27 protein-coding genes, 2 tRNA genes and 1 rRNA gene are annotated in these 23,147 nt (G+C 58.3%); 26 read left to right on the top strand and 4 right to left on the bottom strand.

Annotated features, from left to right (window positions below; all coding sequences use genetic code 11):
- Positions 1-249: 249 nt before the first annotated feature.
- The 4 genes from ACYQ3S_RS06625 to ACYQ3S_RS06610 all read left to right on the top strand — a co-directional run bounded on the left by ACYQ3S_RS06625 (position 250) and on the right by ACYQ3S_RS06610 (position 1,376).
- Positions 250-325: transfer RNA gene (locus ACYQ3S_RS06625), tRNA-Lys, on the top strand.
- A gap of 77 nt (positions 326-402) precedes the next feature.
- A tRNA-Glu gene (locus tag ACYQ3S_RS06620) sits at positions 403-477 on the top strand.
- A 78-nt stretch (positions 478-555) separates the two neighbouring features.
- A 5S ribosomal RNA gene (rrf, locus tag ACYQ3S_RS06615) occupies positions 556-672 on the top strand.
- A 56-nt stretch (positions 673-728) separates the two neighbouring features.
- Positions 729-1,376 carry an HAD hydrolase-like protein gene (locus ACYQ3S_RS06610; RefSeq protein ID WP_459687986.1) on the top strand — a complete coding sequence of 216 codons (648 nt, stop codon included), beginning with the start codon at positions 729-731 and terminating at the stop codon, positions 1,374-1,376.
- A gap of 37 nt (positions 1,377-1,413) precedes the next feature.
- On the opposite strand, the gene ACYQ3S_RS06605 is transcribed toward ACYQ3S_RS06610, so the two are convergent.
- Together ACYQ3S_RS06605 and ACYQ3S_RS06600 are read right to left on the bottom strand one after the other, a co-directional pair.
- Positions 1,414-2,106, bottom strand: a complete 693-nt coding sequence (locus ACYQ3S_RS06605) for a flavodoxin family protein (protein WP_459687984.1) — start codon at positions 2,104-2,106, stop codon at positions 1,414-1,416.
- Positions 2,107-2,110: 4 nt separating this feature from the next.
- Positions 2,111-2,725 (bottom strand): MBL fold metallo-hydrolase, encoded by a 615-nt coding sequence (locus tag ACYQ3S_RS06600; RefSeq protein WP_459687982.1) that lies wholly within the window; start codon positions 2,723-2,725, stop codon positions 2,111-2,113.
- A 117-nt stretch (positions 2,726-2,842) separates the two neighbouring features.
- Between ACYQ3S_RS06600 and ACYQ3S_RS06595 the strand changes: the two genes are divergently transcribed.
- From ACYQ3S_RS06595 to ACYQ3S_RS06565, 7 genes are all read left to right on the top strand, one after another.
- Positions 2,843-3,391 (top strand): TetR/AcrR family transcriptional regulator, encoded by a 549-nt coding sequence (locus ACYQ3S_RS06595; RefSeq protein ID WP_459687980.1) that lies wholly within the window; start codon positions 2,843-2,845, stop codon positions 3,389-3,391.
- A gap of 202 nt (positions 3,392-3,593) precedes the next feature.
- Positions 3,594-4,064: a VOC family protein gene (locus ACYQ3S_RS06590; protein ID WP_459687992.1), complete on the top strand. Its 471-nt coding sequence runs from the start codon at positions 3,594-3,596 to the stop codon at positions 4,062-4,064.
- Between the two features lie 2 nt (positions 4,065-4,066).
- Positions 4,067-4,789, top strand: a complete 723-nt coding sequence (locus ACYQ3S_RS06585) for an alpha/beta fold hydrolase (protein WP_459687978.1) — start codon at positions 4,067-4,069, stop codon at positions 4,787-4,789.
- A 5-nt stretch (positions 4,790-4,794) separates the two neighbouring features.
- Complete coding sequence (locus ACYQ3S_RS06580) at positions 4,795-5,961, top strand: pyridoxal phosphate-dependent aminotransferase (RefSeq protein ID WP_459687976.1); 1,167 nt, start codon at positions 4,795-4,797, stop codon at positions 5,959-5,961.
- Positions 5,962-5,970: 9 nt separating this feature from the next.
- Positions 5,971-6,354, top strand: a complete 384-nt coding sequence (locus tag ACYQ3S_RS06575) for a VOC family protein (protein ID WP_459687975.1) — start codon at positions 5,971-5,973, stop codon at positions 6,352-6,354.
- 36 nt (positions 6,355-6,390) lie between these two features.
- A complete protein-coding gene (locus ACYQ3S_RS06570; RefSeq protein ID WP_459687973.1) occupies positions 6,391-7,140 on the top strand; it encodes an exodeoxyribonuclease III in 750 nt (249 codons plus the stop codon).
- Entirely contained in the window at positions 7,140-7,532 is a 393-nt protein-coding gene (locus ACYQ3S_RS06565) for a CPCC family cysteine-rich protein (protein ID WP_459687971.1), read from the top strand. Before ACYQ3S_RS06570 ends, ACYQ3S_RS06565 begins: the two co-directional genes overlap by 1 nt.
- 43 nt (positions 7,533-7,575) lie before the next feature.
- Here the strand turns inward: ACYQ3S_RS06565 and ACYQ3S_RS06560 are convergent, their stop codons facing one another.
- Positions 7,576-8,514 carry an AEC family transporter gene (locus ACYQ3S_RS06560; RefSeq protein WP_459687970.1) on the bottom strand — a complete coding sequence of 313 codons (939 nt, stop codon included), beginning with the start codon at positions 8,512-8,514 and terminating at the stop codon, positions 7,576-7,578.
- 130 nt (positions 8,515-8,644) lie between these two features.
- On the opposite strand from ACYQ3S_RS06560, the gene ACYQ3S_RS06555 reads away from it, so the two are divergent.
- From ACYQ3S_RS06555 to atpC, 12 genes are all read left to right on the top strand, one after another.
- Complete coding sequence (locus ACYQ3S_RS06555) at positions 8,645-9,775, top strand: D-alanyl-D-alanine carboxypeptidase family protein (RefSeq protein ID WP_459687968.1); 1,131 nt, start codon at positions 8,645-8,647, stop codon at positions 9,773-9,775.
- A 103-nt stretch (positions 9,776-9,878) separates the two neighbouring features.
- A complete protein-coding gene (locus ACYQ3S_RS06550; protein WP_054327695.1) occupies positions 9,879-10,289 on the top strand; it encodes a hypothetical protein in 411 nt (136 codons plus the stop codon).
- A 483-nt stretch (positions 10,290-10,772) separates the two neighbouring features.
- Positions 10,773-11,030 (top strand): AtpZ/AtpI family protein, encoded by a 258-nt coding sequence (locus tag ACYQ3S_RS06545; protein WP_054327694.1) that lies wholly within the window; start codon positions 10,773-10,775, stop codon positions 11,028-11,030.
- A gap of 5 nt (positions 11,031-11,035) precedes the next feature.
- A complete protein-coding gene (locus tag ACYQ3S_RS06540) occupies positions 11,036-11,416 on the top strand; it encodes an ATP synthase subunit I (RefSeq protein WP_459687990.1) in 381 nt (126 codons plus the stop codon).
- A complete protein-coding gene (locus tag ACYQ3S_RS06535) occupies positions 11,413-12,132 on the top strand; it encodes a F0F1 ATP synthase subunit A (RefSeq protein WP_242977956.1) in 720 nt (239 codons plus the stop codon). Before ACYQ3S_RS06540 ends, ACYQ3S_RS06535 begins: the two co-directional genes overlap by 4 nt.
- Positions 12,133-12,198: 66 nt before the next feature.
- On the top strand, positions 12,199-12,462 hold the full coding sequence (atpE, locus tag ACYQ3S_RS06530; protein WP_054327692.1) for an ATP synthase F0 subunit C: 264 nt from the start codon (positions 12,199-12,201) through the stop codon (positions 12,460-12,462).
- A gap of 59 nt (positions 12,463-12,521) precedes the next feature.
- A complete protein-coding gene (atpF, locus tag ACYQ3S_RS06525; RefSeq protein ID WP_459687965.1) occupies positions 12,522-13,019 on the top strand; it encodes a F0F1 ATP synthase subunit B in 498 nt (165 codons plus the stop codon).
- A gap of 4 nt (positions 13,020-13,023) precedes the next feature.
- Positions 13,024-13,566, top strand: coding sequence for an ATP synthase F1 subunit delta (atpH, locus tag ACYQ3S_RS06520; protein ID WP_459687963.1), 543 nt, complete (start codon positions 13,024-13,026; stop codon positions 13,564-13,566).
- Between the two features lie 16 nt (positions 13,567-13,582).
- A complete protein-coding gene (gene atpA, locus ACYQ3S_RS06515; RefSeq protein ID WP_107632052.1) occupies positions 13,583-15,088 on the top strand; it encodes a F0F1 ATP synthase subunit alpha in 1,506 nt (501 codons plus the stop codon).
- 21 nt (positions 15,089-15,109) lie between these two features.
- Complete coding sequence (gene atpG, locus ACYQ3S_RS06510) at positions 15,110-15,976, top strand: ATP synthase F1 subunit gamma (RefSeq protein ID WP_459687961.1); 867 nt, start codon at positions 15,110-15,112, stop codon at positions 15,974-15,976.
- Between the two features lie 26 nt (positions 15,977-16,002).
- The gene (gene atpD, locus ACYQ3S_RS06505; RefSeq protein ID WP_054327689.1) at positions 16,003-17,400 is read left to right on the top strand and encodes a F0F1 ATP synthase subunit beta; all 1,398 of its coding nucleotides are present in this window, start codon (positions 16,003-16,005) and stop codon (positions 17,398-17,400) included.
- Position 17,401: 1 nt separating this feature from the next.
- Positions 17,402-17,803: an ATP synthase F1 subunit epsilon gene (gene atpC, locus ACYQ3S_RS06500; protein ID WP_459687959.1), complete on the top strand. Its 402-nt coding sequence runs from the start codon at positions 17,402-17,404 to the stop codon at positions 17,801-17,803.
- A gap of 69 nt (positions 17,804-17,872) precedes the next feature.
- Here the strand turns inward: atpC and ACYQ3S_RS06495 are convergent, their stop codons facing one another.
- Positions 17,873-18,043 (bottom strand): hypothetical protein, encoded by a 171-nt coding sequence (locus tag ACYQ3S_RS06495; RefSeq protein WP_459687957.1) that lies wholly within the window; start codon positions 18,041-18,043, stop codon positions 17,873-17,875.
- Between the two features lie 138 nt (positions 18,044-18,181).
- Between ACYQ3S_RS06495 and ACYQ3S_RS06490 the strand changes: the two genes are divergently transcribed.
- The 3 genes from ACYQ3S_RS06490 (at position 18,182) to rpoB (ending at position 23,114) form a co-directional block, all read left to right on the top strand.
- Positions 18,182-18,376, top strand: coding sequence for a hypothetical protein (locus ACYQ3S_RS06490; protein ID WP_459687955.1), 195 nt, complete (start codon positions 18,182-18,184; stop codon positions 18,374-18,376).
- 104 nt (positions 18,377-18,480) lie between these two features.
- On the top strand, positions 18,481-19,170 hold the full coding sequence (locus tag ACYQ3S_RS06485; protein WP_459687953.1) for a YoaK family protein: 690 nt from the start codon (positions 18,481-18,483) through the stop codon (positions 19,168-19,170).
- 236 nt (positions 19,171-19,406) lie between these two features.
- Positions 19,407-23,114, top strand: coding sequence for a DNA-directed RNA polymerase subunit beta (gene rpoB / locus ACYQ3S_RS06480; RefSeq protein WP_459687951.1), 3,708 nt, complete (start codon positions 19,407-19,409; stop codon positions 23,112-23,114).
- The last annotated feature ends 33 nt before the right edge of the window (positions 23,115-23,147 follow it).

Here is a 23,147-nt window from a genome sequence, read left to right as displayed (position 1 = left end):
GGAGTGGAAGTGCAGTAATGTATGCAGCGGACTGATACTAATAGGCCGAGGGCTTGACCTCATATTAGAGGTAATCCTCGTACTCTTTGCTGTGAGTTGTTATTGTTCAGTTTTCAGGGTGTAAACCCGCTGGAGCCCGTTGAGGGCGACATAAAATCCAGCGCCTGAACATCGGATTGACTTCGATGTGAAGGCTTTCCGCAGAAAACTCATTTGAAACTGTAGTTTCAAATGAATGCGGAGCATTATGCACCATTAGCTCAGTTGGTAGAGCAACTGACTCTTAATCAGTGGGTCCACGGTTCGAGCCCGTGATGGTGTACCAGGAACGGTGCGCTGTGGGATTGGCCGAGTTCAGTCCCACGGTGGAGCCGGCAAGCATACCGGAAGCAGGCTGGAAATGGCCCGTTGGTCAAGCGGTTAAGACGGCGGCCTCTCACGCCGCAAACGGGGGTTCGATTCCCCCACGGGTCACCATCTTTAACAGTTGACAAGATGGCGGCGATGTGGTATGTTTTACAAGGTGAGCAAATGCGTGAAGCATTTCTCGATATAGTGCGTATCTATGGTGATGAGGGTACACCTGTTCCCATTCCGAACACAGTAGTTAAGCTCATTTACGGTGACAATACTTGGCTGGCGACGGCCTGGAAAGATAACTCGATGCGCACATCACGAAAAGCAGCAACTTCGGTTGCTGCTTTTCCTCTGTCTGAGGAGGGAAAAGCATGTATCAATATATTTTATTTGATCTGGATGGGACGCTGACCGATCCACGAGAGGGGATCACAAAGTCTGTGCAGTATGCGCTCGGCAAAATGGGTATTGATGCGCCTGATCGAACGGCGCTGGAACATTTTATCGGTCCGCCGCTCTATGATGAATTCATTCGCTGCTATGGATTTGACGACGCCGGCGCAAGGCAGGCGGTCGCGGCTTACCGCGAGCGCTTCAGTGTGCGGGGCTGGAAAGAAAACCTTTTGTTTTCAGGTGTTCCGGAGCTGCTGCGGGCGCTGAAGGACGCGGGAAAGAAAACGGCCATTGCGTCCTCCAAGCCAACTGTTTTTGTGGAGAAAATTTTGCAGAGATTCCAGATCGACGCTTATTTCGATGCCGTTTCCGGCGCCACGCTGGATGGTGTAATCTCTACCAAATCCCAGGTTGTCAGGCAGGCGTTGGAGATGCTGCAGGTGCGGGAGTGTTCCGAAGCGGTTTTGGTGGGGGACCGGATGCATGACGCGGAGGGGGCGCAGGACAACGGCATCGCGTGTATTGGCGTTACCTTTGGCTTTGGCGGCAGGGATGAGCTGGCTTGTGCCGGCGCTGACCATATTGTCGATACGATGGAAGAACTGCGGGAATTGCTTTTGAAGTGAGGAACGCGAAAAGGCGGCTGGTGACAGCCGCCTTTTTTTATTTCCAGGGTGATTTTCCGTCCATCCAGCCTTGCGCTTCCCAGTAGGCATGGTCGCTGTCTGTAAGGCCGCCGCCCATTTTGCGGCTGAGCCAGTACCGCATGCGTACACTGCAGCGCGGTTCGACCGGAGCGGGCTGGAGTCTGCGGGCGAGGCGCTGCATATCCCGCCGCATTTTTTCTTTTCGCGGTTCGCTCAGTTCGGCGGCTTTCAGCGCCATCGAGCGGATACCGTAGGTATATACCCGCCCGACGCCCCACCAGTTTACGCTGTCTTTCATATCCCGCAGCGTCTGCCTGAGGCCGCTTCCCGCAGCGGTTGCCAGCAGAACGGCGGTTTTGCGCGTCAGTTTGCCGTTTGGACGATGGACGATCCAGCGGTTTCCCAGGTGATCGAGAAAGGATTTCATTGCGCCGGTCACATGGTAAGCATACACCGGACTGGCCAGGAGAATAACGTCGGATGCGTCGATTGCCTGTAAAATAGGCTCAAGCTGGGCGGATGCCTGCTGGCAGAGGGGTTCGCTGGCTTCGAAGCATGCGCAGCAGCCGCTGCAGAAGTGACTGAAATCCCGTGGAAGAAAAAACTCCGAAAATGTAGTGTTATCCTGTGGAAGCGACTGCATCAGCATGCGCGCCAGCAAAACAGTGCTGCCTGTGTGGTTGGTTCCGTAAATTGCGGTGATCTTCATAGTTTCAGCTCCTTTGTATTTTGCCGGCCAAATGCCGCAGCCGCTCCATCGGGAACGGGCGGCCGTGGGCTGGATAAATCATGCTGCAGTCCAGCCTTGCCAGACGCAGCAGGCTGTCCCGCGCGGCCTGTGGATTTTCGCTGTATCCAGGCAGGGCAGGGCGCAGAAACGACATAACGGCGTCGCCTGCGAAAAGGCAGTCCTCCACCAGCAGCGCGCAGGAGCCGGCGGTGTGTCCCGGGCAGGGTATCGGTGTTGCGCTGGGCGGCAGTCCGTCCGGTACGAGAAAGGCCGGTGAAAAGGGCGCGTGTTTCTCCGTTTTTCGGCCGCTGCGGACCGCCCCGATGTCCTGCGCCGGCGGCATAACAAGGGCAAGGTCAGCGGGGTGCAGCGCGGCGGGAATGCCGTAATGTTCCTGCAAAGCGGCGGCGTGGCCGATGTGGTCGGTATGGCCGTGCGTCAGGAACAGCAGTTCGATCATATGCGGGTCGACCGCGCGCTGCAGGCGTCCGAGGAACCGACGATCCCACGCGATACCGGCATCGACCAGCAGCGTCCGGCCGCTCCATTGAATCAGCCAACAGTTTGTCATTCCGGAACGGATACGGTGAATACGCATGGTTTTCCTCCTTGCTTTTCTGGACAATGCAGAGTATAATGCAGGTGACACATTCGTGTCAAGGCGTTTGGCGCAAGTGACACGATGGAATACTCTTTGTGTCGGGAGATGGGTCGAGTGGAAAAAAGTCAAAATCCGATTGCCGTCCGCTCCCGTTCCATGCTGCGGCAGGCGATGCTGGAGCTGCTCGCGGAGCGGCCTTACGGGCAGATTACAGTAACGGCGCTGTGCGAACATGCGCAGCTCGGACGGAAAACCTTTTACCGCAATTACGCGGAAAAGGATGACATACTGCGGGAATATATCGCCTGCCTGGCGGACGGCTTTCTGGAAAAGCTGCGGGAGCAGGCCCCCTTTGGCGATACCGCGTTCGCACAAACGCTGTTCGCCTATTGGAAGCCGTATGCGGACCTGTTCTGCCTGTTGGAGCAAAACGGCGAATTCCGGTTTGTGCAGCGGGAATTTGAACGGGTGGCCGCGCGGGTCGGCGGCTGGTTTATCTGTCCGGAGGCCATGCGGGAGGACCGGACGTTCCAGCGGTACTGCGCCAGCTTTGTGTCAGGAGGCTGCTACGCGCTGCTGCGGGACTGGATGTGCGGAGGCGCCGTCGAACCCGTGGAGCAAATGACCGCGCTTTTTTGTCAGATTCGACGACTGAAAGCGTAGAGACGCGCCTTTACCAGGGGTTTCAAGTGTGGTAAAATAACAATATACAGGCTTTGACCGCGCTGCCCGCTGGAAGGCGGTATCGGGAAACTATATGCGGCCGGCCTGTGTTTGTTTCTTCTAAAGCGCAGGAAAAGCAGGAATTTACCCGCGTCTGCGGATAGTTGGCGCCGGCGGCGCCATAATGGGAGGGAGAAGGATGATTCAATACCAGCTGCCGCTGTTGGCGGTGCGGGATGTGGAGGTTTCCAAACGGTTTTACCACGACCTGTTTGAGCAGGAGGTGGCGATGGATCTGGGCCGGAACGTGACGTTTTCGGGCGGCTTCGCGATCCAGCAGGATTTTGACTGGCTGGTAGGCATCCCCAAATCCACGATCCTGCACCAGACGAATAATATGGAGCTGTATTTCGAGGTCGATGATTTCGAAGCCTTTTGGAGCAGGCTGCAGCAGCATCCGGACGTCGATCTGGTGCATGGCCCCAAAACGCATGAATGGCACCAGCGCGTGGTGCGGCTTTACGATCCGGACTGGCATATGATCGAGGTGGGGGAGTCCATGACGGTCGTTGCGCAGCGCCTGCTGCGCGAGGGGAACGATGTGGAGCGGACCGCGGAAATGACCCAGCTTCCGGTCGGGTTTGTGGAACAGTGCAGGAAAGGTATGGAATAAATATGTTTGGTTATCAGGCGGAGTTCGTCGACTGCGGCGACGCCCGCATTGCCTGTTATGATATCGGCCGCGGCAAGCCGCTTGTCCTGCTGCATGGAAACGGCGAGGACAGCGCGTACTGGAAAGCGCAGATACCGGAATTTACGCGGTTTTACCGCGTGCTCGCGGTGGACAGCCGGGGACACGGCGCCTCGGAAAGCGGCGCGCATGGCCTGTCGTTCGACCAGATGGCGCAGGATTTGAAAACCGTATTGGATGCGCGCGGGGTGAAAAAAGCGCATATCCTCGGCTTTTCGGATGGCGGCAATCTGGCGATCAAGTTCGCGCTCACCTATCCGGCGTATGTGGACAAGCTGATTCTGAACGGCGCCAATATCGAAATGTTCGGCGGCATTAAGCCGCATATCCAGCTTCCGGTATATGCGGGGTATGGCGTTCTGGCCGCGCTGGGGCGTCTGAGCAAAAAGGCGGCCCGCAAGCGCGACGTGATGGGCCTGATGGTCCATCCGTACGGCGTGAGTATGGACGACCTTGCCCGCCTGACCATGCCGACGCTGATTATCGTGGGCGAGCATGACATGGTGCGGGCCAGCCAGACTAAGGAAATGGCGGCGCGGATCCCGCACTGTCGGGTCGAGGTGTTTCGGGATGGGGACCATTTTGTCGCGGCAAAGCAGCCGTCCCGTTTCAACCGGACGGTGATAGAATTTTTACTGGGGAGATAGACAACATGCAATTCATCAAAGCGGGAGAGCCCGCGGACAGCAACATTTTCAATAAGTTGGACGAGCGCAAACGCCGCCTGCTGGCAAGCGGGCGGGATGTGATCAATTTGTCGATCGGCACGCCGGATTTCCAGCCGGACCGGCATGTGATGGAGGCGGTCAGCCGCGCGGCGCTCGATCCGGAGCAGTATAAGTATTCGCTGACCGAGACGCGCGCGCTGCTCGACGCGGTGCAGGGCTGGTACAGCCGCCGCTATGGCGTTCAGCTTGCGGACGAGGAGATTATGGCCGTATGCGGCTCGCAGGAGGGCATAGCCCATGTCGGTTTTGCGTTCGCGGGGCCGAACGACCTGATCCTCGCCCCCGACCCGGGCTACCCGATTTTTTCCTTCGGTCCGCTGATGACCGGCGCTACGGTCGGCCTGTATCCGCTGCGGGCGGAAAACAACTGGCAGCTTGATTTCGCGGATATACCGGAGGAGGTCGCCAGCCGCGCCAAAGCGATGGTCGTATCCTATCCGAACAATCCGACCGCTTCGGTCGCGGACCGGTCGTTTTATGAGCGGCTCGTGGCCTATGCGCGCGAGCATCAAATCATCATTCTGCACGATAACGCCTATTCCGACCTGCTCCTCAACGGGGAACAGGGGCTGTCGTTCCTGTCCATACCGGGCGCGAAAGAGGTCGGGATCGAATTTAATTCCCTTTCCAAGACCTATAACCTGACCGGCATGCGCGTATCCTTCACGCTCGGCAACCGTGAGATCATCAGCCGGTTCCGCGCGTTCCGCTCGCAGATCGACTACGGGATGTTCTATCCTATCCAGGCGGGCGCGGTCGCGGCGCTGACCGGACCACAGGAGATTGTCGCGCGCAACCGGCAGGGCTACATGGCGCGGCGCGACGCGCTGTGCGGCGGCCTGCGCAAAATCGGCTGGGACGTGCCGGACGCGCAGGGTACCATGTTCGTGTGGGCGAGGATACCGGAGCGGTTCGGCTCGTCCGTGGAATTCGTGCTGGAGCTGATGGAAAAGACCGGCGTGATCTGCGTGCCGGGCAGCGCGTTCGGCGGGCAGGGCGAGGGTTATGTCCGATTCGCGCTGGTCGTGCCGCCCGAACGGATGCGGGAAGCGGTCGAACGGATCGCGGAAAGCGGTATTTTGAAAGGGTGACCTTGTGATATGAAGATTGACCATGCGGCGCTGTATACCTGCGATTTGGAGCGGCTGCGCGCTTTTTATGAGGATTACTTCGACGGTAAAGCAAACAAGCAGTATCGGAATGAGAAAACCGGCCTGCAAACCTACTTTATTTCCTTTGCAGATGGCGCGCGGCTGGAGCTGATGACGCGGCCGGGGTTGGAGGAATGCGAGCGTTCGCGCCTGTGGACGGGCTGGACCCACCTGGCATTCAAAGCGGGGACGCGCGAAAATGTGGACGCGCTGACCGAGCGCCTGCGCGCGGACGGCTATGAAGTGACAAGCGGGCCGCGCGTGACGGGCGATGGGTATTATGAAAGCTGCGTGCTCGATCCGGATGGAAACACGGTCGAAATCACCGCGTGAGCCGATGCCGCGGACAGCGAATAAAAGGAGCGGAAGATGAAATTAATTTCCTGGAATGTAAACGGCCTGCGCGCGTGCGTGGGCAAGGGCTTTTTTGCGTTTATGGAAGCGGAGCAGCCGGATATGCTGTGCCTGCAGGAAACCAAGCTGCAGCCCGAGCAGGCCCCGCAGATTGAGGGATACTATGAATACTGGAATTCAGCGGAAAAAAAGGGGTATTCCGGCGTAGCCCTGTTTTCCAAAACCGAGCCGGAGGCGGTCGCCTACGGCCTTGGCATTGACGAGCATGACCATGAGGGGCGCGTCATTACGGCGGATTATGGGGCGTTTTATCTGGTTACGGTCTACACCCCTAATTCGCAGGATGAGCTGAAGCGTCTCGATTACCGGATGCGCTGGGAGGACGACTTCCGCGCCTACCTTCAAAAGCTGGACGCGGAGAAGCCGGTCATTGTATGCGGGGACATGAACGTTGCGCATCAGGAGATCGACCTGAAAAACCCCAAAACCAATCGCCGCAACGCAGGCTTCACCGACGAGGAGCGCGCCAAAATGACCGAGCTGCTCGGCGTGGGCTTTACAGATACGTTCCGGCATTTTTATCCGGAGCTGACGGGCGCGTACTCCTGGTGGAGCTACCGCTTCAAGGCGCGGGAGAAGAACGCGGGCTGGCGTATCGACTACTTCCTGGTGTCCAACCGGCTGATCGGCCGTGTCAAGGCCGCGCGTATCCTGAGCGATGTGTTCGGGTCGGATCACTGTCCGGTGCTGATCGAGCTGGAGTGATGGGAGTAGAGCGGGAAAAGGACTGGTTTTTGCCTGAGGCGCAGGACGATGGGATATTTGTGCCGTGGCAGCCCCAGGCGCCCGAGGACGACGACGCGCCGCCCGACCCATGGGAGCGCCCCGATCTGCCCGACCTGGATGGGGAGCAGGCGCCGCCGTGGTCGCCCGAGATACCGGTTGAGCCCTGCCCCTGCTGCGGGGCGGATATCCCCCAAAACCCATCGTGGGGGTATATCTGTCCGACCTGCCTGTGGGAGATCGATTACGACGCGCAGGATGCGCCCGAGGAACCGAGCGACCAGAACCACGGCCTTTCGCTGGAGGAGGCGCGGATGAATTTCCGTACCTTTGGGTGCAGCAACCCGTGGCTTATAGAGAGGGAAAACGAATAAAAAACACGCTGCTAAAGCAGCGTGTTTTTCTGTATGTTGTCGGCTATCCGAAAAAGTGAAGCAGGCCCTCCAGAACAGAGATACAAAGCGGGAGGGTGATTACGGAAAGCAGTGTGGAAAGCGAGATGACGCGCGTGGAAAATAAGTAATCCGTGCCATAGATCTGGCCAAACATGGCCGAGGCAAGTGCGCAGGGGGCGGCGGTGCCGGTCAGCAGGATGATCTTGGACATATGATCGAGCGGGATGAACAACAGCAGGACAATGGCGATCGCCGGAATCAGCAGCAGGCGCACAACGGATACCTTCCAGATCTCCAGATCGGTAAAACACTCCCTCAGATCGATCTGGGCAAGGAAGCAGCCGAGCGAAAGCATGGCGAGCGGCGTGTTGAGATCGCCCAAAAAATCCACGGCTCGGAACACCAGCTCGGGGAGCTTAATAGGCGAGCAGAACAGGAGAAAGCCGCATACGGTAGCGAGCAGGGCGGGATTCAAAAGGATATTCCGGATGCCGTTGCCCTCTTTGCCGCCGGAGAGCTGCTGCACGCCGTAGGTCCACAGAACGATCGCCATGCAGGCAATGCTGGATGCGCCGAGGAAAACCCCGTCCGAGCCGAACATCGCATCGAGCAGAGGCAGGGCCATGAAGCCGTTGTTGGTCAGCACGACGGAAACACGGCAGTCCGCGTAATTTTCCGTTTTTTCCGGACGGTAGACGCGGTTTGCCAGCGCAATGGAAATCAGGAAAAAAAGCATGCTACACACAAAAGTGACGCCCAGGGCGTAGCCAAGATGGGCGTCGAACGGGCGTTGGAACGACCGCAGCAAAACAAAAAACACAATGTACTTATTGAGCAGCACGGTCAGGCTCTGTGTCGTCTGGTTGGTAAAAACGTTTTTGCGAAACAGGACATAGCCCATCAGGATGAGCAGGAACATGACGATGATTTGCTGCAGGACGATCAGACTGTTGGTAAACATGGGCTTCCTCCGGTTAACAACTTCTTAACACTTTACATCATACGCGTTTTCGCAGAATTTGTCAATTTGCCGGGGGGCATGTTTTTGCAGTCCGCCGCATAGGGTGGAACAAAAAGGGAGGACGGAACGGATGAAAAAGATCGTTTGTCTCGCGCTGTGTTTCTGCCTGCTGCTCCCGTCTGCGCTGGCGCTTCCGGAAATGGGGCCGCTGAATGCAAAATCGGCCGCGCTCTATGCGTCGAACGGGCAGGAGCTGTATTCCATGAATGCCGACGAGCCGCTGCAGCCCGCGTCCGTGACCAAGATCATGACTATGCTGCTGGCGATGGAGGCGCTCGAACGCGGGGAAGTCACACTGGATACGATGATTACCGGCAGTGAGTATGCCTGCTCGATGGGCGGGACGCAGATCTGGCTGGAGCCGGGCGAGCAGCTTTCCCTGGACGATATGCTCAAGGCGATCGCGGTCGGCTCGGCCAATGACTGCGCGGTCGCCGTGGCTGAACATCTGGCGGGGACCGAGGCGGCGTTTGTCGAACGGATGAACCAGCGCGCGGCCGAGCTTGGCTGCACGAACACGCAGTTCATCAATGCCAACGGACTGGACGGCATGGGACAGAAAACGCTGACCTCGGCGCGCGACCTGGCGCTGATCTCCTGCGAGCTGCTGCGGCATCCCAAAATACTTGAGTATACGGGGATTTGGATGGACAGCATACGGGATGGAAAATTCACGCTTGCCAACACCAATAAAATGCTCAAAAGCTATCAGGGTTTGACCGGCCTGAAAACAGGGTATATTTCAGAGGCAGGGTTCTGCATTTCCGCTTCCGCCGAGCGGGATGGGCTGAGCCTGGTCGCGGTCGTCATGGCCGCGCCGACCAAGGAGGCGCGCATGGCGGACGCCACGGCGCTGCTCAATTACGGTTTTGCCAACTTTTGCGCCTACACGCCGCCGGACGGGCTGCTGGAGCCGGTGCCGGTCACGATTGGGAAAAGCGGCTCGGTAATGCCGCGGATGGAGGGCGGCGGCTCGATTATCGTGGAAAAAACCGAGGCGGAAGGGCTGGAAACCCGTCTGGATCTGCCGGAAAAGCTGACCGCGCCGGTCGAGGCGGGGCAGCAGATCGGGGAGCTGTCCATCCTGAACGGAGAGGAAGTGCTGCTCACCGTGCCGCTGACCGCCGCGGAGAGCGTGGAGGCCAAAGGGGTGGGGGATCTGTTCCTGTCCTTCTGGAATGCGGTTCTGGCAGGCGGCTAATAAATTAATACAAATTGACGAGGAAATTTGTAAATCATGCTTGAGGTTTTGGGCAAACTATGCTACACTAAACATAACCTCAAAGGTTAGGAGGAATAAACCTATGGTAAAACTTATTATTGGCGGTACTGGCTCTGGCAAGACCAAGGAACTGATCGACCAGGTCAACACCGCGGTAAAAGAAGAAAAAGGAAGCGTAGTATGTGTTTCGCGCGGCAATAAGCTGACGTTTGATATTTCGCATGATGCGCGGCTGATCGATGCGACCGATTACCCGATCAAGGATTACGCAAGCCTGTTGGGATTCCTGAGCGGTATCCATGCCGGCAATTATGACATTACCCGCGTTTTCATCGACGGCCTGTATAAGATCACCGGCGTTAAGGACGTCGCCAAGGCGGAGGCGTTCCTGGACGCGCTGGACGCGTTTTCGGCCCAGCACAGCGTAAACTTTACTGTCTCGCTGAGCGAGGAGCCGTCGTCCGCGACCGAAAGCATGAAGCGCTTTTTATAAGAGATACTTAGGATACGCGGAACGCTCCTGCAATAGCTGAAGCAGCGATATTCCTTTTGAGAATATTTGCCTTTCAATTGGATATGCTGATATACGAGACAGGCGCCTCGCAGATTTGGAAAGGTCTGCGGGGCGCCTGTTTTGATGTCCGCAGCGGCGGTGCCGGACGCCGGAAAGCCATGAAAAAACAGGCAGTCTGGACAGGGAGAATGAAAATGGTTTCGGGATACCGGTGCGGCTGGGAACTTATATTTTCTATCCACAAAAGCTCTGGTTGCAATTTATAATAATTGAGTAATTTCATTGTGCATATTGTCTAACATTGTAGTAAAGCGGGAAAATATCTAAGAAATTTCTGATAAAAAGTGTTTCACTTTTTGGTAGGGTTAGGTATAATAAGACTGATGTGTAGGGATAGGGGACAGCCCGCCTTCGGGCGGCGTCTGCGCTCGCTGCATCAAATTGTGGCCTGGGGGAATGCGGATGAGGAAAAGCGAAAGCAAATGGTCGGTACTGCGTTATCTGGCATATTTCAGCCAGGTAGGATGCACGGTGGCCGTGCCGCCCCTGCTCGGCTGTTTCGGAGCGGTTTGGCTGCGGGACAGATTCGGGTGGGGGAACGGCGTGGTGATTGCCGGGCTGCTGCTCGGCGTCGGGGTTGCGGTTTGCGGCCTGCGGGATTTCCTGCGGTTCACCGAGCGGAAAGCCAGGGAAAGCGAAAGGAAGGAGAAAATGCCGTGACAGGGATGGAGATCGTCCGCGAGGAAACACGGCGCATGCTGCGCGGCATGATACCGCTGGCGGTGATCGCGTTCGGCGTATTCCTGCTGGCGGGGGCGGATCCGGCGCGGAGCGCCGTGAGCCTGCTGCTGGGGACGGGCTATTCGCTGCTGCTGTTCCGGATGATCGGGAAAAGCGCGGCCAAGGCAGTTCTATTCCCGCCGGCGCAGGGGACGAGGATCGTCCGGCGCGGATATTTTTTCCGGTATCTGCTGACCGGCGTGATGGTGTTTCTGGCAATCAAGCTGCCGTTTCTCCATCCGCTCGCGGCAGTCGTTCCGCTTTTCTTTCCCAAAATCATTTTACTGTGGTCCATGTATTCCAAAGGAAAGGGGGTTAGACGTTGAATGTTGAAATAAACGGCCCTAAGGTATTGGGCTATCTGTTTGGCAATCCCAATCTGCCGATCACGGAAACCATGCGCAACGCATGGATCGTGATGGCGGTTATTCTGTTTCTTTGTATTTTTCTGACGCACCGAATGCAGAAAATTCCCAAGGGGAAGCAGGCGCTGGCGGAAAAGGCTGTGGTAATGATCGACAACCTGGTCGAAAATACGATGGGGAAAGGCTGCCAGGCATTTTCGCCCTATATTGCAACGCTGCTGATGAGCTCGCTCTTCGGTTCGCTGGCTACGTTGTTCTGGATGCGTCCGGTGACGGCGGACCTGAATACGACGCTTGGCTGGGCGCTGATTACCTTTGCGCTGATCACGTTCAATAAGATCAAGTATAACGGGATCGGCGGTTATCTCAAGGGCTTCCTGGAGCCGGTATTCGTCATGGCGCCGCTCAATGTGCTCAGTGAGATTGCGACGCCTGTTTCGATGTCGTTCCGTCATTTCGGCAATATGGCGGGCGGCCTGGTCATCTCGACGCTTATCATGGGTGCGCTTCAGGTGCTGTCCAAGGCGGTATTGGGCTTCCTGCCGGTGCCGCTGCTGCAGATCGGCCTGCCGGGCGTCCTGTCGCTGTACTTCGATTGCTTTACGGCATGCATGCAGGCGTTCATTTTCAGCATGCTGACAATGGCTTACGTCGGCGACGCGCGCGGAAGCAGCTGATCCGTCAAAAAAATTTCACCATATCCATTTGAAGTTCGAACAACATTATTTCAGGAGGAAAAAACTATGGGTATCGATTCTAACGCATTTGTAGCAGGTATGTCCGCCCTCGGCGCCGGCATGGCGATGATCGCGGGCCTTGGCCCTGGCATCGGCGAAGGGTACACCGCGGGCCAGGCGTGCGCGGCGATCGGCCGTCAGCCGGAGGCGCAGGGCGATATCACCCGTACCATGATTCTTGGTATCGCTATGGCGGAGTCCACCGGTATTTACGCGCTGGTTATCGCGCTGATCCTGCTGTTTGCCAACCCGTTTGTCGGCAATTTCTGAACCGGACGCAGGCGAACGGATAAACGGAGCGGATCTCCGTTTGGGAAGGAGGTAAAACAGTGGATATATTCCAGTCCTTTGTCTATATCAACTGGTGGAATATCCTCGTTACGATGTGCAATACGCTCATCACCTTTTTGATTATCAAGAAATTCCTGTTCGGGCCGGTGCGCAAGATGCTGGCGGCCCGCGAGCAGGAGGTTCAGGCCATGTACGCCACCGCGGAAAAGGCGCAGACCGAAGCGGAAAGCATGCGCAGCGAGTATACGGAACGCTTGTCCAAGGCCAAGGAGGAGGCGGCCGAGATCGTCGGCTCCGCCACCCGTCGGGCGACGGTCCGCAGCGAAGAGATCCTCAAGGAATCCTCGCAGCAGGCAGCTGCCATGCTGAAGAAAGCGGAAAGCACGATTGAGCAGGAGCGCAAAAAGGCGATGAATGAGCTGAAGGATGAGGTCGCGGGCCTTTCGGTCATGATCGCCTCCAAGGTGGTCGAGCGTGACATCAAGGAAGAGGACCATGAGCGCTTCATCGAAGAGTTTATCGACAAGGTAGGGTGAGCAAGTGGCTGATATTGTAAGCGAACGCTACGCACTGAGCCTGTATGAAGTGGCGGCGGACGAGAAAAAGGAAAAAGCCTATCTCGACGAGCTGACCGCGGTCTGCGAGGTGTTTGGGCGCGAGCCTGACTTTCTGAAAATGCTCACCACGCCCTCCATCGCACTGGAGGAAAAGCAGAACGTCCTGCGGAAGGTCTTCGAGGGACGGATCGAACCATTCCTGCTCAATTTCCTGATGCTGATTACCGAAAAAGGCCGCGTCGGCCTGGTTCAGGATATGCGTCAGGCTTATAAAGAGCACTATTTTTTTGAAAACGGCATCGTGGAGGTGCGCGCGGTCACGGCAAAGCCCATGAGCGCCGCGCTGACCGAAAAGCTGAAAGAAAAGATGAGCGCCGTGACTGGCAAGCAGGTGGTGCTGGAAACGTCGGTCGATCCGCAGATCATCGGCGGCATCGTTGTCAAGCTGGGCAACGAGCAGTTCGACACCAGCCTGCGCACTCGCCTGAGCGAGCTTGCCGCGCGGCTGACCAACACTATCGCGTAAGGAAGTAGGTGACTTTATGGAATTACGCCCCGAAGAGATAAGCAATATTATCAAAGAGCAGATCACGCACTATCAGAGCCAGATCAAGCTGACCGACGTCGGTACGGTTGTCACGGTCGGTGACGGCATCGCGCATGTACACGGTCTGGAAAACTGCATGTCCGGCGAACTGCTCGAATTTCCGGGCGGCGTATACGGCATGGCGCAGAACCTGGAGGAGGATCTCGTCGGCGCCGTTATCCTGGGTTCGGACCAGAATATCCGTGAGGGCGACACGGTCAAGCGCACCAAGCGCATCGTCGAGGTACCGGTAGGCGAGGCCATGCTCGGCCGCGTTGTCGACGCGCTGGGCAAGCCGATCGACGGCAAGGGTCCGATCCATACCACGGAGGCGCGTCCCATTGAAAGCCCGGCGCCGGGCATCATTGAGCGCGCGCCCGTCAATGTGCCGCTGCAGACCGGCATCAAGGCGATCGACTCCATGATCCCGATTGGACGGGGCCAGCGTGAGCTGATCATCGGCGACCGGCAGACCGGCAAGACCGCGATCTGCCTGGATACCATCATCAACCAGAAGGGTACGGGCGTTATCTGTATCTATGTGGCGATCGGCCAGAAGCGCTCGACCGTCGCGCAGGTGGCGGAGACGCTGGCGCAGAACGGTGCGATGGATTATACCTGCATCGTAGCGGCGACTGCGTCCGAGTCCGCACCGCTGCAGTATATCGCGCCGTATGCGGGCTGCTCGATCGGTGAATTCTTTATGCATAAGGGCAAGGATGTGCTGGTTATTTATGATGATCTGTCCAAGCACGCGGTAGCGTACCGCGCCCTTTCCCTGCTGCTCCACCGTCCGCCAGGACGCGAGGCGTACCCGGGCGACGTATTCTACCTGCATTCCCGCCTGCTCGAGCGCGCGGCGAATATCCAGGATGGCGGCTCGCTGACCGCGCTGCCCATCATCGAGACGCAGGCCGGCGACGTTTCGGCGTATATCCCGACCAACGTGATTTCGATTACGGACGGCCAGATCTTCCTGGAAACCGAGCTGTTCAACTCGGGCATCCGGCCGGCGGTCAACCCCGGCATTTCGGTATCCCGTGTCGGCGGCAACGCGCAGATCAAGGCGATGAAAAAGGTTGCGGGTACGCTCAAGCTGGCCTATTCGCAGTACCGCGAGCTGCAGGCGTTCTCGCAGTTCGGCTCGGATCTGGACGCGGATACCAAAAAGCGTCTGAATCAGGGCGAACGCATCGTCGAGGTGCTCAAGCAGCCGCAGAACAGCCCGATTCCGGTCGAGAAGCAGGTTATCATCATTTACGCCGTCATTTCGGGCGCGCTGCTCGATATTCCGGCGGACCAGATCGGCGAGTTTGAGAAAGAGTTGTTCGCGTTTGTGGACGGCGTGTATGGAGACATTCCGGAAACCATCCGCGCGACCCGCCAGATGGACGACGATATCAAGGAAAAGCTGACCAAAGCGATCGAGGAATTCAAAGCAAAGTTCCTTTCCGAGCACTGACGCGGAAAGGGGGACTGAGCAATGGCTTCCGGAAACATGAAAGATATCAAGCGCCGCATTAAGTCCGTGCAATCCACCATGCAGATCACCAAGGCGATGGAGCTGGTGGCATCGTCCAAAATGCGGCGCGCCAAGGAGCGCGCGCTGGCCGCGCGGCCGTATTTCAACACAATGTACCGTACCGTCGCCCGCCTGGCTGCCGCCACGCGGAGCAGCGAATCGGTCTATACGCGCCGCCGAGAGGTCAGGAACAGCCTGTTCATCGTCATCGCGGGCGACCGCGGGCTGGCGGGCGGCTACAACGCCAATGTATTCAAGCTGGCGGCGGCCGAAATGGAGGGCAAAAACGCGCAGGTCATCACGATCGGCAAAAAGGCGCAGGAGCATTACGCCAAGCGCCCCTGGCCGGTGGCCGCGGATTATCCGGCCATCGCCGAGGGGATGAAGATCGGAGATACCCATCCGATCGTGGACGGGCTGCTCCGCCTGTTCCGAGAGGGAAAGGCGGACGAGATATTCCTGTGCTACACGGAGTTTGTCTCGCCGCTGCAGCAGGAGGCGAAGTGCCTGCAGCTGCTTCCGGCGCGCTTTGAAGACGCGGCGCAGGAAGCGCCCGCCGGTGCGCGCGTGCTGACCGAATACGACCCCTCGCCAGAGGCGGTGTTCGATGCGGTCATACCGGAATACCTGTACGGCGTGCTGTACGGCGCGGTGGTGGAGAGCTACTGCTCCGAGCAGTCCGCGCGCCGCATGGCGATGGAGGCTGCCTCCGACAATGCCAGCGAGATGATCGAAAACCTCAACCTGTCCTACAACCGCGCCCGTCAGGCGGCCATCACGCAGGAGATCACCGAGATCGTCGCGGGTTCGGGCGAGGTCGGCGCATAGGATGATAAGAATTAGGAGTTTTGCCAATGAGTGAGCAGAATATTGGCACCGTCGTCCAGATTATCGGGCCGGTGCTTGACATCAAATTTGCTGCCGACGCACTGCCGAAGCTGCTGAACGCCATCACGATTGACAACAAAGGCCGGACCGTTACGGTCGAGGTCGCGCAGCATATCGGCCAGGATACCGTGCGCTGCATCGCGATGGAGTCCACCGACGGCCTGGTGCGCGGCATGAAAGCGGTCGATACCGGCGGTCCGATCACGGTGCCGGTGGGCGATAAGAACCTCGGCCGCATCTTCAACCTGCTCGGCCAGCCGGTGGATAACAAGCCGCCGGTCGAGGGGGAGGAGCGCTGGCCGATCCACCGCCCCGCGCCCTCCTATGAGGAGCAGGAGTCCACAACCGAGATCCTCGAAACCGGCATCAAGGTCATCGACCTGATCGCGCCATACGCCAAGGGCGGCAAGATCGGCCTGTTCGGCGGCGCGGGCGTCGGCAAGACGGTCATTATCATGGAGCTGATTAACAACATCGCCAAGCAGCACGGCGGTATTTCGGTATTCACCGGCGTGGGCGAGCGCACCCGTGAGGGCAACGACCTGTATAACGAAATGCAGGAGTCGGGCGTTATCAACAAGACCGCGCTCGTCTACGGCCAGATGAACGAGCCGCCCGGCGCGCGTATGCGCGTGGCGCTGAGCGGCCTGACCATGGCGGAGTATTTCCGCGATGTGGAAGGGCAGGACGTGCTGCTGTTCATCGATAATATTTTCCGCTTCACGCAGGCCGGTTCGGAGGTTTCCGCGCTGCTCGGCCGCATGCCGTCGGCGGTAGGCTACCAGCCGACGCTCGCAACCGAAATGGGTGCGCTGCAGGAGCGTATCACCTCCACCAAGAAAGGCTCGATTACGTCCGTGCAGGCGGTTTACGTTCCGGCGGACGACCTGACCGACCCCGCGCCGGCGACCACGTTCTCCCACCTGGACGCCAAGGTCGTTCTGTCGCGTGACATCGCCTCCATGGGTATTTATCCGGCGGTGGACCCGCTGGATTCCTCCTCGCGCATCCTGACCGCGGACGTTGTCGGCGTGGAGCATTACGAGGTCGCCCGCGCGGTGCAGTCCATCCTGCAGAAATACAAGGATTTGCAGGATATTATTGCCATCCTCGGCATGGATGAGCTTTCCGACGAGGATAAGCTGACCGTTGCCCGCGCCCGCAAAATACAGAACTTCCTGTCGCAGCCGTTCCACGTTGCGGAGCAGTTCACGGGCTTCCAGGGCAAGTATGTGCCGATTGCGGAAACCATCCGCGGCTTCAAGGAGATTCTCGCGGGCCAGCATGACGGCCTGCCCGAGTCCGCGTTCCTGTTCGCCGGCACGATTGACGAGGTAGTGGAGAAGGCGAAGAAGGGGGCATAACATGGCTACCTTTCACTTGAAAGTACTGACCGTGGACCGCTGCTTTTACGACGATGTGGTTGACCGGATCGTTGTCCGCACAACGCAGGGCGACGTTGGCATCCTGCCGAACCATGTGCCGTATACGGCGGCGCTCGGCATCGGCGGCTTGACCATCCTCAAGGATGGGGAAAAGCGCGTGGCGGCGGTTGCCGGCGGCTTTGTGGACGTTTCCAAGGAGGAAACCGTCGTGCTGGCGCGCACCTGCGAGTGGGCGGATGAAATCGACGTTCACCGCGCCGAGGAGGCCGCGGAACGCGCCCGCCAGACCCTGCAGCAGAAAGAAAGCGACCATGAGCATGACATCGCGCAGATCAAATTGAAAAAGGCGGTCAACCGCATCCGTATCGCGGGGGATAAATGACTGCAATAAAAAAACGTCCGGCCCTGGGCCGGACGTTTTTTATATAGGGAGGGACCTGCGGGGAGGGGGCTACGGCTCGTCCTCGAGGCAGGTTTCGATCATGGAGATGACGACGTTGTTCCAACTTGTGTCGTTCTCCTTTGCGATTGCGTCAATTTTGGAAACAAGCGACTGCTTGATGTAAATTGTTTTATAGACGCTCTCTTCTTTTTCGAGAGGACGCCGAATGCTCCATTTCATACTGCTCACCTGATAATAGTTTACAGGAAATGCAGAAAATAGAATACCTTAGAAAAATACCATGTAAGGATACCATAGATTTTTCTGGTAAGGCATACATCCTTGAGGGGCATTAAAATTAAAGGGGAGTTGATATGTATGAACACGATTGTATGCGAAAACAAGTGGTGCATTCACTATCAAAAGGGCCGCTGCACTTTCGATGAAATCGAAATCAACAGCTACGGGATGTGCGCGGACTGCGTTATGCGCGATCAGGATGAAACCGAGCTGAAGCGCTTCCCCAGACGCATGCTCGATACGGATTTTCCGGAAACCCTTCCGGAAGAATAAGCAGAACACCGTGCGGCCGGTTGAACCGCACGGTGTTTTTTGCTATACTGAAACCAGATACCGAAAGAAATGGGGAAAGAAAATTGAAACGGATACGGGGGCAAATGTCCGAATCGCTCCTGCTGGGCGCGCTGCTGGCCGTGGCGGGCGGCTTTTTCGACGCTTATACCTACCTGTGCCGCGGCGGTGTGTTCGCCAATGCGCAGACCGGCAACATTGTGCTGTTCGGGCTGGAGCTGGCGCAGCGGGAATGGATGCGCGCGCTGGGCTATCTGGTGCCGATTGTGGCGTTCGCGGTCGGCGTTGTGGCGGCCGAGGTGGTCAAGCACCGGTATAAGGCGCAGCAAAATCGGGATATCAATATCCACTGGCGGCAGATCATCGTCCTTGCGGAAACCGTGCTGGTCGCCTGCATGGCCTTTTTGCCGCAGGAGCGGAACACGGTTGTCAACAGCGTGATCTCATTCGTCTGCGCGCTGCAGGTGGAAGCGTTCCGCAAGGTGCAGGGCAGCGCGATCGCCACAACCATGTGTACCGGCAACCTGCGCTCCGGCACCGAGCAGCTTGTCATCTGGCGGCAGACCGGCGACCGCGGCGCCGCGAAAAAGATGCGCAATTACTATGCGATCATCCTGTTTTTCATCCTGGGCGCGGTGCTGGGCAGCTTTGCGACCGGCTGGCTGGGGGAGCGGGCGCTGCTGCTGACCTGCGCGCCGCTGCTGGCGGTGTTCGGCATTATGTTCATCGCGGAGGAGCGGGAGGAGCGCGAAACGCGCGGTTCTCTGGAAAATTAGCACAAAAGCAAAAGGGAATGGAAAAATCCATTCCCTTTTTATACAAAAATATCCTTGACTTATTATGCAAAATCATGGTATAATAAAACGCTTAACAAAATCGGGAAATTATCCCGATTCCTAAATACATGTTAGCACGGTCTTGGTCAAAATGCAAGACCCAAAATGATATTTTTGCCACGCCGCCGGGCGTATCAACACCAACACAGCCGAAAGAAACGGAGTGATCAAAGCACATGAAGGTGAAAGACGTACAGCACGGCAAAACCACGCGAAAGAGCTTTGCACGCATCAACGAGATATTGGAGATGCCCAATCTGATCGAGGTGCAGAAAAAGTCCTACCAGTGGTTCCTTGACGAAGGACTGCGCGAGGTTTTCGCCGATACCGCGTCCATCACGGACTACACCGGAAATCTGGAGCTTTCGTTCCTCGATTACTCGATGGACGAGGCGCCGAAGTACAGCGTGGAGGAATGCAAGGCGCGCGACGCCACATATGCTTCGCCGCTCAAGGTCCGCATGCGCCTGCGCAACAAGGAGACCGGCGAGATCAAGGAGCAGGAGATCTTCATGGGCGATTTCCCGAAGATGACCGACTCCGCGACCTTTATCATCAACGGCGCGGAGCGCGCGATTGTCTCCCAGCTCGTCCGTTCGCCTGGCGTCTACTATGGCAGGGAGTATGACAAGACCGATAAGCTGCTGCTGTCGGCAACCGTTATCCCGTACCGCGGCGCGTGGCTCGAATATGAGACCGATGCGAACGACGTGTTCTACGTCCGCATCGACAAGAACCGCAAAATCCCGATCACCAGCTTTATCCGCGCCATCGGCGTCAAGACCGACGCGGAGATCAAGGAGCTGTTCGGCGAGGACCCGCTGATCGTCGCCACGCTCGACAAGGACCCCGCCCATACGCCGGACGAGGCGCTGATTGAGATTTACAAGAAAATGCGCCCGGGCGAGCCGCCCACGGTCGAGTCCGCGACCAGCCTGATGGACGCGATGTTCTTCGACGTGCGCCGCTATGATATTTCCGCGGTCGGCCGCTATAAATACAACAAGAAGCTGGATATTGCCCGCCGCATCACCGGCCATAAGCTGCTCGAGCCGGTGGTCGATCCCATGACCGGCGAGGTGCTGGCCGAGGGGGAGGAAATCCTCACCCGCGACAAGGCGCGCCTGCTGTCCCGTCGGGGCGTCAACCATGCGGTGATTGAATCGAGCGAGGGAACGGCCGTCAAGGTGTTCGGCAACGGCATGGTCGATATCGGCGACTTCCAGGAGTACACCGGCTTTACCGCCGAGGAGCTGGACGTAAAGGAAAAGGTGCGCTTCTCCGTACTCAAGGAAATCATCGATTCCGGCGTTTCGGGCGACGAACTGAAAAAGACCGTGCAGACCCGCATCCATGACCTGATTCCCAAAACCATCATCGTGGACGACATGCTCGCCTCGATCTGCTACCTGCTCAACCTGGGTCACGGCATCGGCACGACCGACGACATCGACCATCTGGGCAACCGCCGCCTGCGCTGTGTGGGCGAGCTGCTCCAGAACCAGTTCCGTATCGGCTTCAGCCGCATGGAGCGCGTTATCCGCGAGCGCATGACCATTCAGGATCTGGACATCGTCACCCCGCAGTCGCTCATCAACATCCGTCCGGTGACCGCGGCCATCAAGGAGTTCTTCGGCTCCTCGCCGCTGTCCCAGTTCATGGATCAGAACAACCCGCTGGCAGAGCTGACGCATAAGCGCCGTATGTCCGCGCTCGGCCCCGGCGGTCTGTCGCGCGACCGCGCCTCCTTTGAGGTGCGCGACGTACACTATTCGCACTACGGCCGCCTGTGTCCGATTGAGACGCCGGAAGGTCCGAACATCGGCCTGATCTCGTATCTGGCGACCTATGCGCGGATCAACGATTTCGGCTTCATCGAAGCGCCGTACCGCATCATCGATAAGGAAAACGGCCGCGTGACCGACCAGGTGCAGTATATGACTGCGGACGTGGAGGACGAGTATATTGTCTGTCAGGCCACCGAGCCGATCGATGAAAACGGCTACCTGCTCAACGACCGCGTCACCTGCCGCATGCGCGACGAGTTCGTCGAGGTTGACCGCAAGGACGTTGACCTGATGGACGTTTCGCCCCGCATGATGGTCTCGGTCGCGACCGCGTTTATCCCGTTCCTCGAGCATGACGACGCAAACCGCGCGCTCATGGGCGCGAACATGCAGCGTCAGGCCGTGCCGCTGTTAAAGACCGAAGCGCCCGTGGTCGCCACCGGCATGGAATACAAGGCGGCGGTTGACTCGGGTACCATCCCGCTGGCCGAGGGCGACGGCGTCGTCACCCGCGTAACCGCGCGCGAGGTCGTCGTACAGTATGACAACGGCGAGGAAAAGACCTATCATCTGACCAAGTTCCTGCGCTCCAACCAGTCCACCTGCATCAACATGCGCCCGATCGTCGATCTGGGCGAGCGCGTCAAGGCGGGCGACGTGCTGGCGGACGGCCCCTCGACCGATAAGGGCGAGATCGCGCTCGGCAAGAACGCGCTGATCGGCTTTATGACCTGGGAGGGTTATAACTACGAGGACGCCGTCCTGCTCAACGAGCGGCTGGTGCGCGACGACGTGTATACCTCGATCCACATTGAAGAATATGAATCCGAATCCCGCGACACCAAGCTCGGGCCGGAGGAGATCACCCGCGATATCCCGAACGTCGGCGAGGACGCGCTGCGCAACCTCGACGAGCGCGGCATTATCCGCGTGGGCGCGGAGGTGCAGGCGGGCGACATCCTGGTCGGCAAGGTGACCCCCAAGGGCGAGACCGAGCTGACCGCCGAGGAACGCCTGCTGCGCGCGATCTTCGGTGAAAAGGCGCGCGAGGTGCGCGACACCTCGCTGCGCGCGCCGCACGGCGAATCCGGTATCGTGGTGGACGTCAAGGTGTTCACCCGCGAGAACGGCGACGAGCTTTCGCCGGGCGTGAACATGGTTGTGCGCGTGTATATCGCGCAGAAGCGCAAAATTTCGGTCGGCGACAAGATGGCGGGCCGCCACGGCAACAAGGGCGTTGTGTCCCGCATTCTGCCGCAGGAGGATATGCCCTTCCTGGAGGACGGCCGTCCGCTTGATATCGTGCTCAACCCGTTGGGCGTTCCGTCCCGTATGAACATCGGGCAGGTGCTCGAGGTACACCTCGGCTTCGCGGCGAAAAAGCTCGGCTGGAAGGTTGAAACCCCTGTGTTCGACGGTGCGACCCTGGACGACATCAAGGAGACCCTGGTTGCCGCCGGCGTGGGCGAGGATGGCAAGAGCGTTGTTTACGACGGACGCACGGGCGAGCAGTTTGACAACCGCGTTACCGTCGGTTATATGTACTACCTCAAGCTGCACCACTTGGTAGACGATAAGATTCACGCGCGTTCGACCGGCCCGTACTCGCTGGTCACCCAGCAGCCGCTGGGCGGCAAGGCGCAGTTCGGCGGCCAGCGCTTCGGCGAAATGGAAGTCTGGGCGCTCGAAGCCTACGGCGCCGCCTACACCCTGCAGGAGATTCTGACCGTCAAGTCGGACGATATCACCGGCCGTGTCAAGACCTATGAGGCGATCGTCAAGGGCCATAACGTGCCGCAGCCGGGCGTGCCGGAATCCTTCAAGGTTCTGGTCAAGGAGCTGCAGAGCCTGTGCCTGGATATCCAGGTGCTCGACGAGAACATGGAGGTTATCGAGCTGGCGGACGACGAGGATGACGATGCAGATTTCATCCGCCCGATGGAGCAGGCTGTTTCGGGCGCGGATGATGAATTCACCGCCGCCGGCTTCGGCATCAACGACGCCGAGGAGGGCGACACCGATCTCTTTGCACTGGACAGCGCCGACGAGGGCGGCGACGATGCCGAAGATGATTTTGACGACGGCCTGGACGAATAAGTCAGCGGCCGGCCGGAATCATCTGTGAATTGG

This window comes from Agathobaculum sp. TL06 (assembly GCF_054658635.1).
This window is presented reverse-complemented; position numbering and strand designations above follow the sequence as displayed.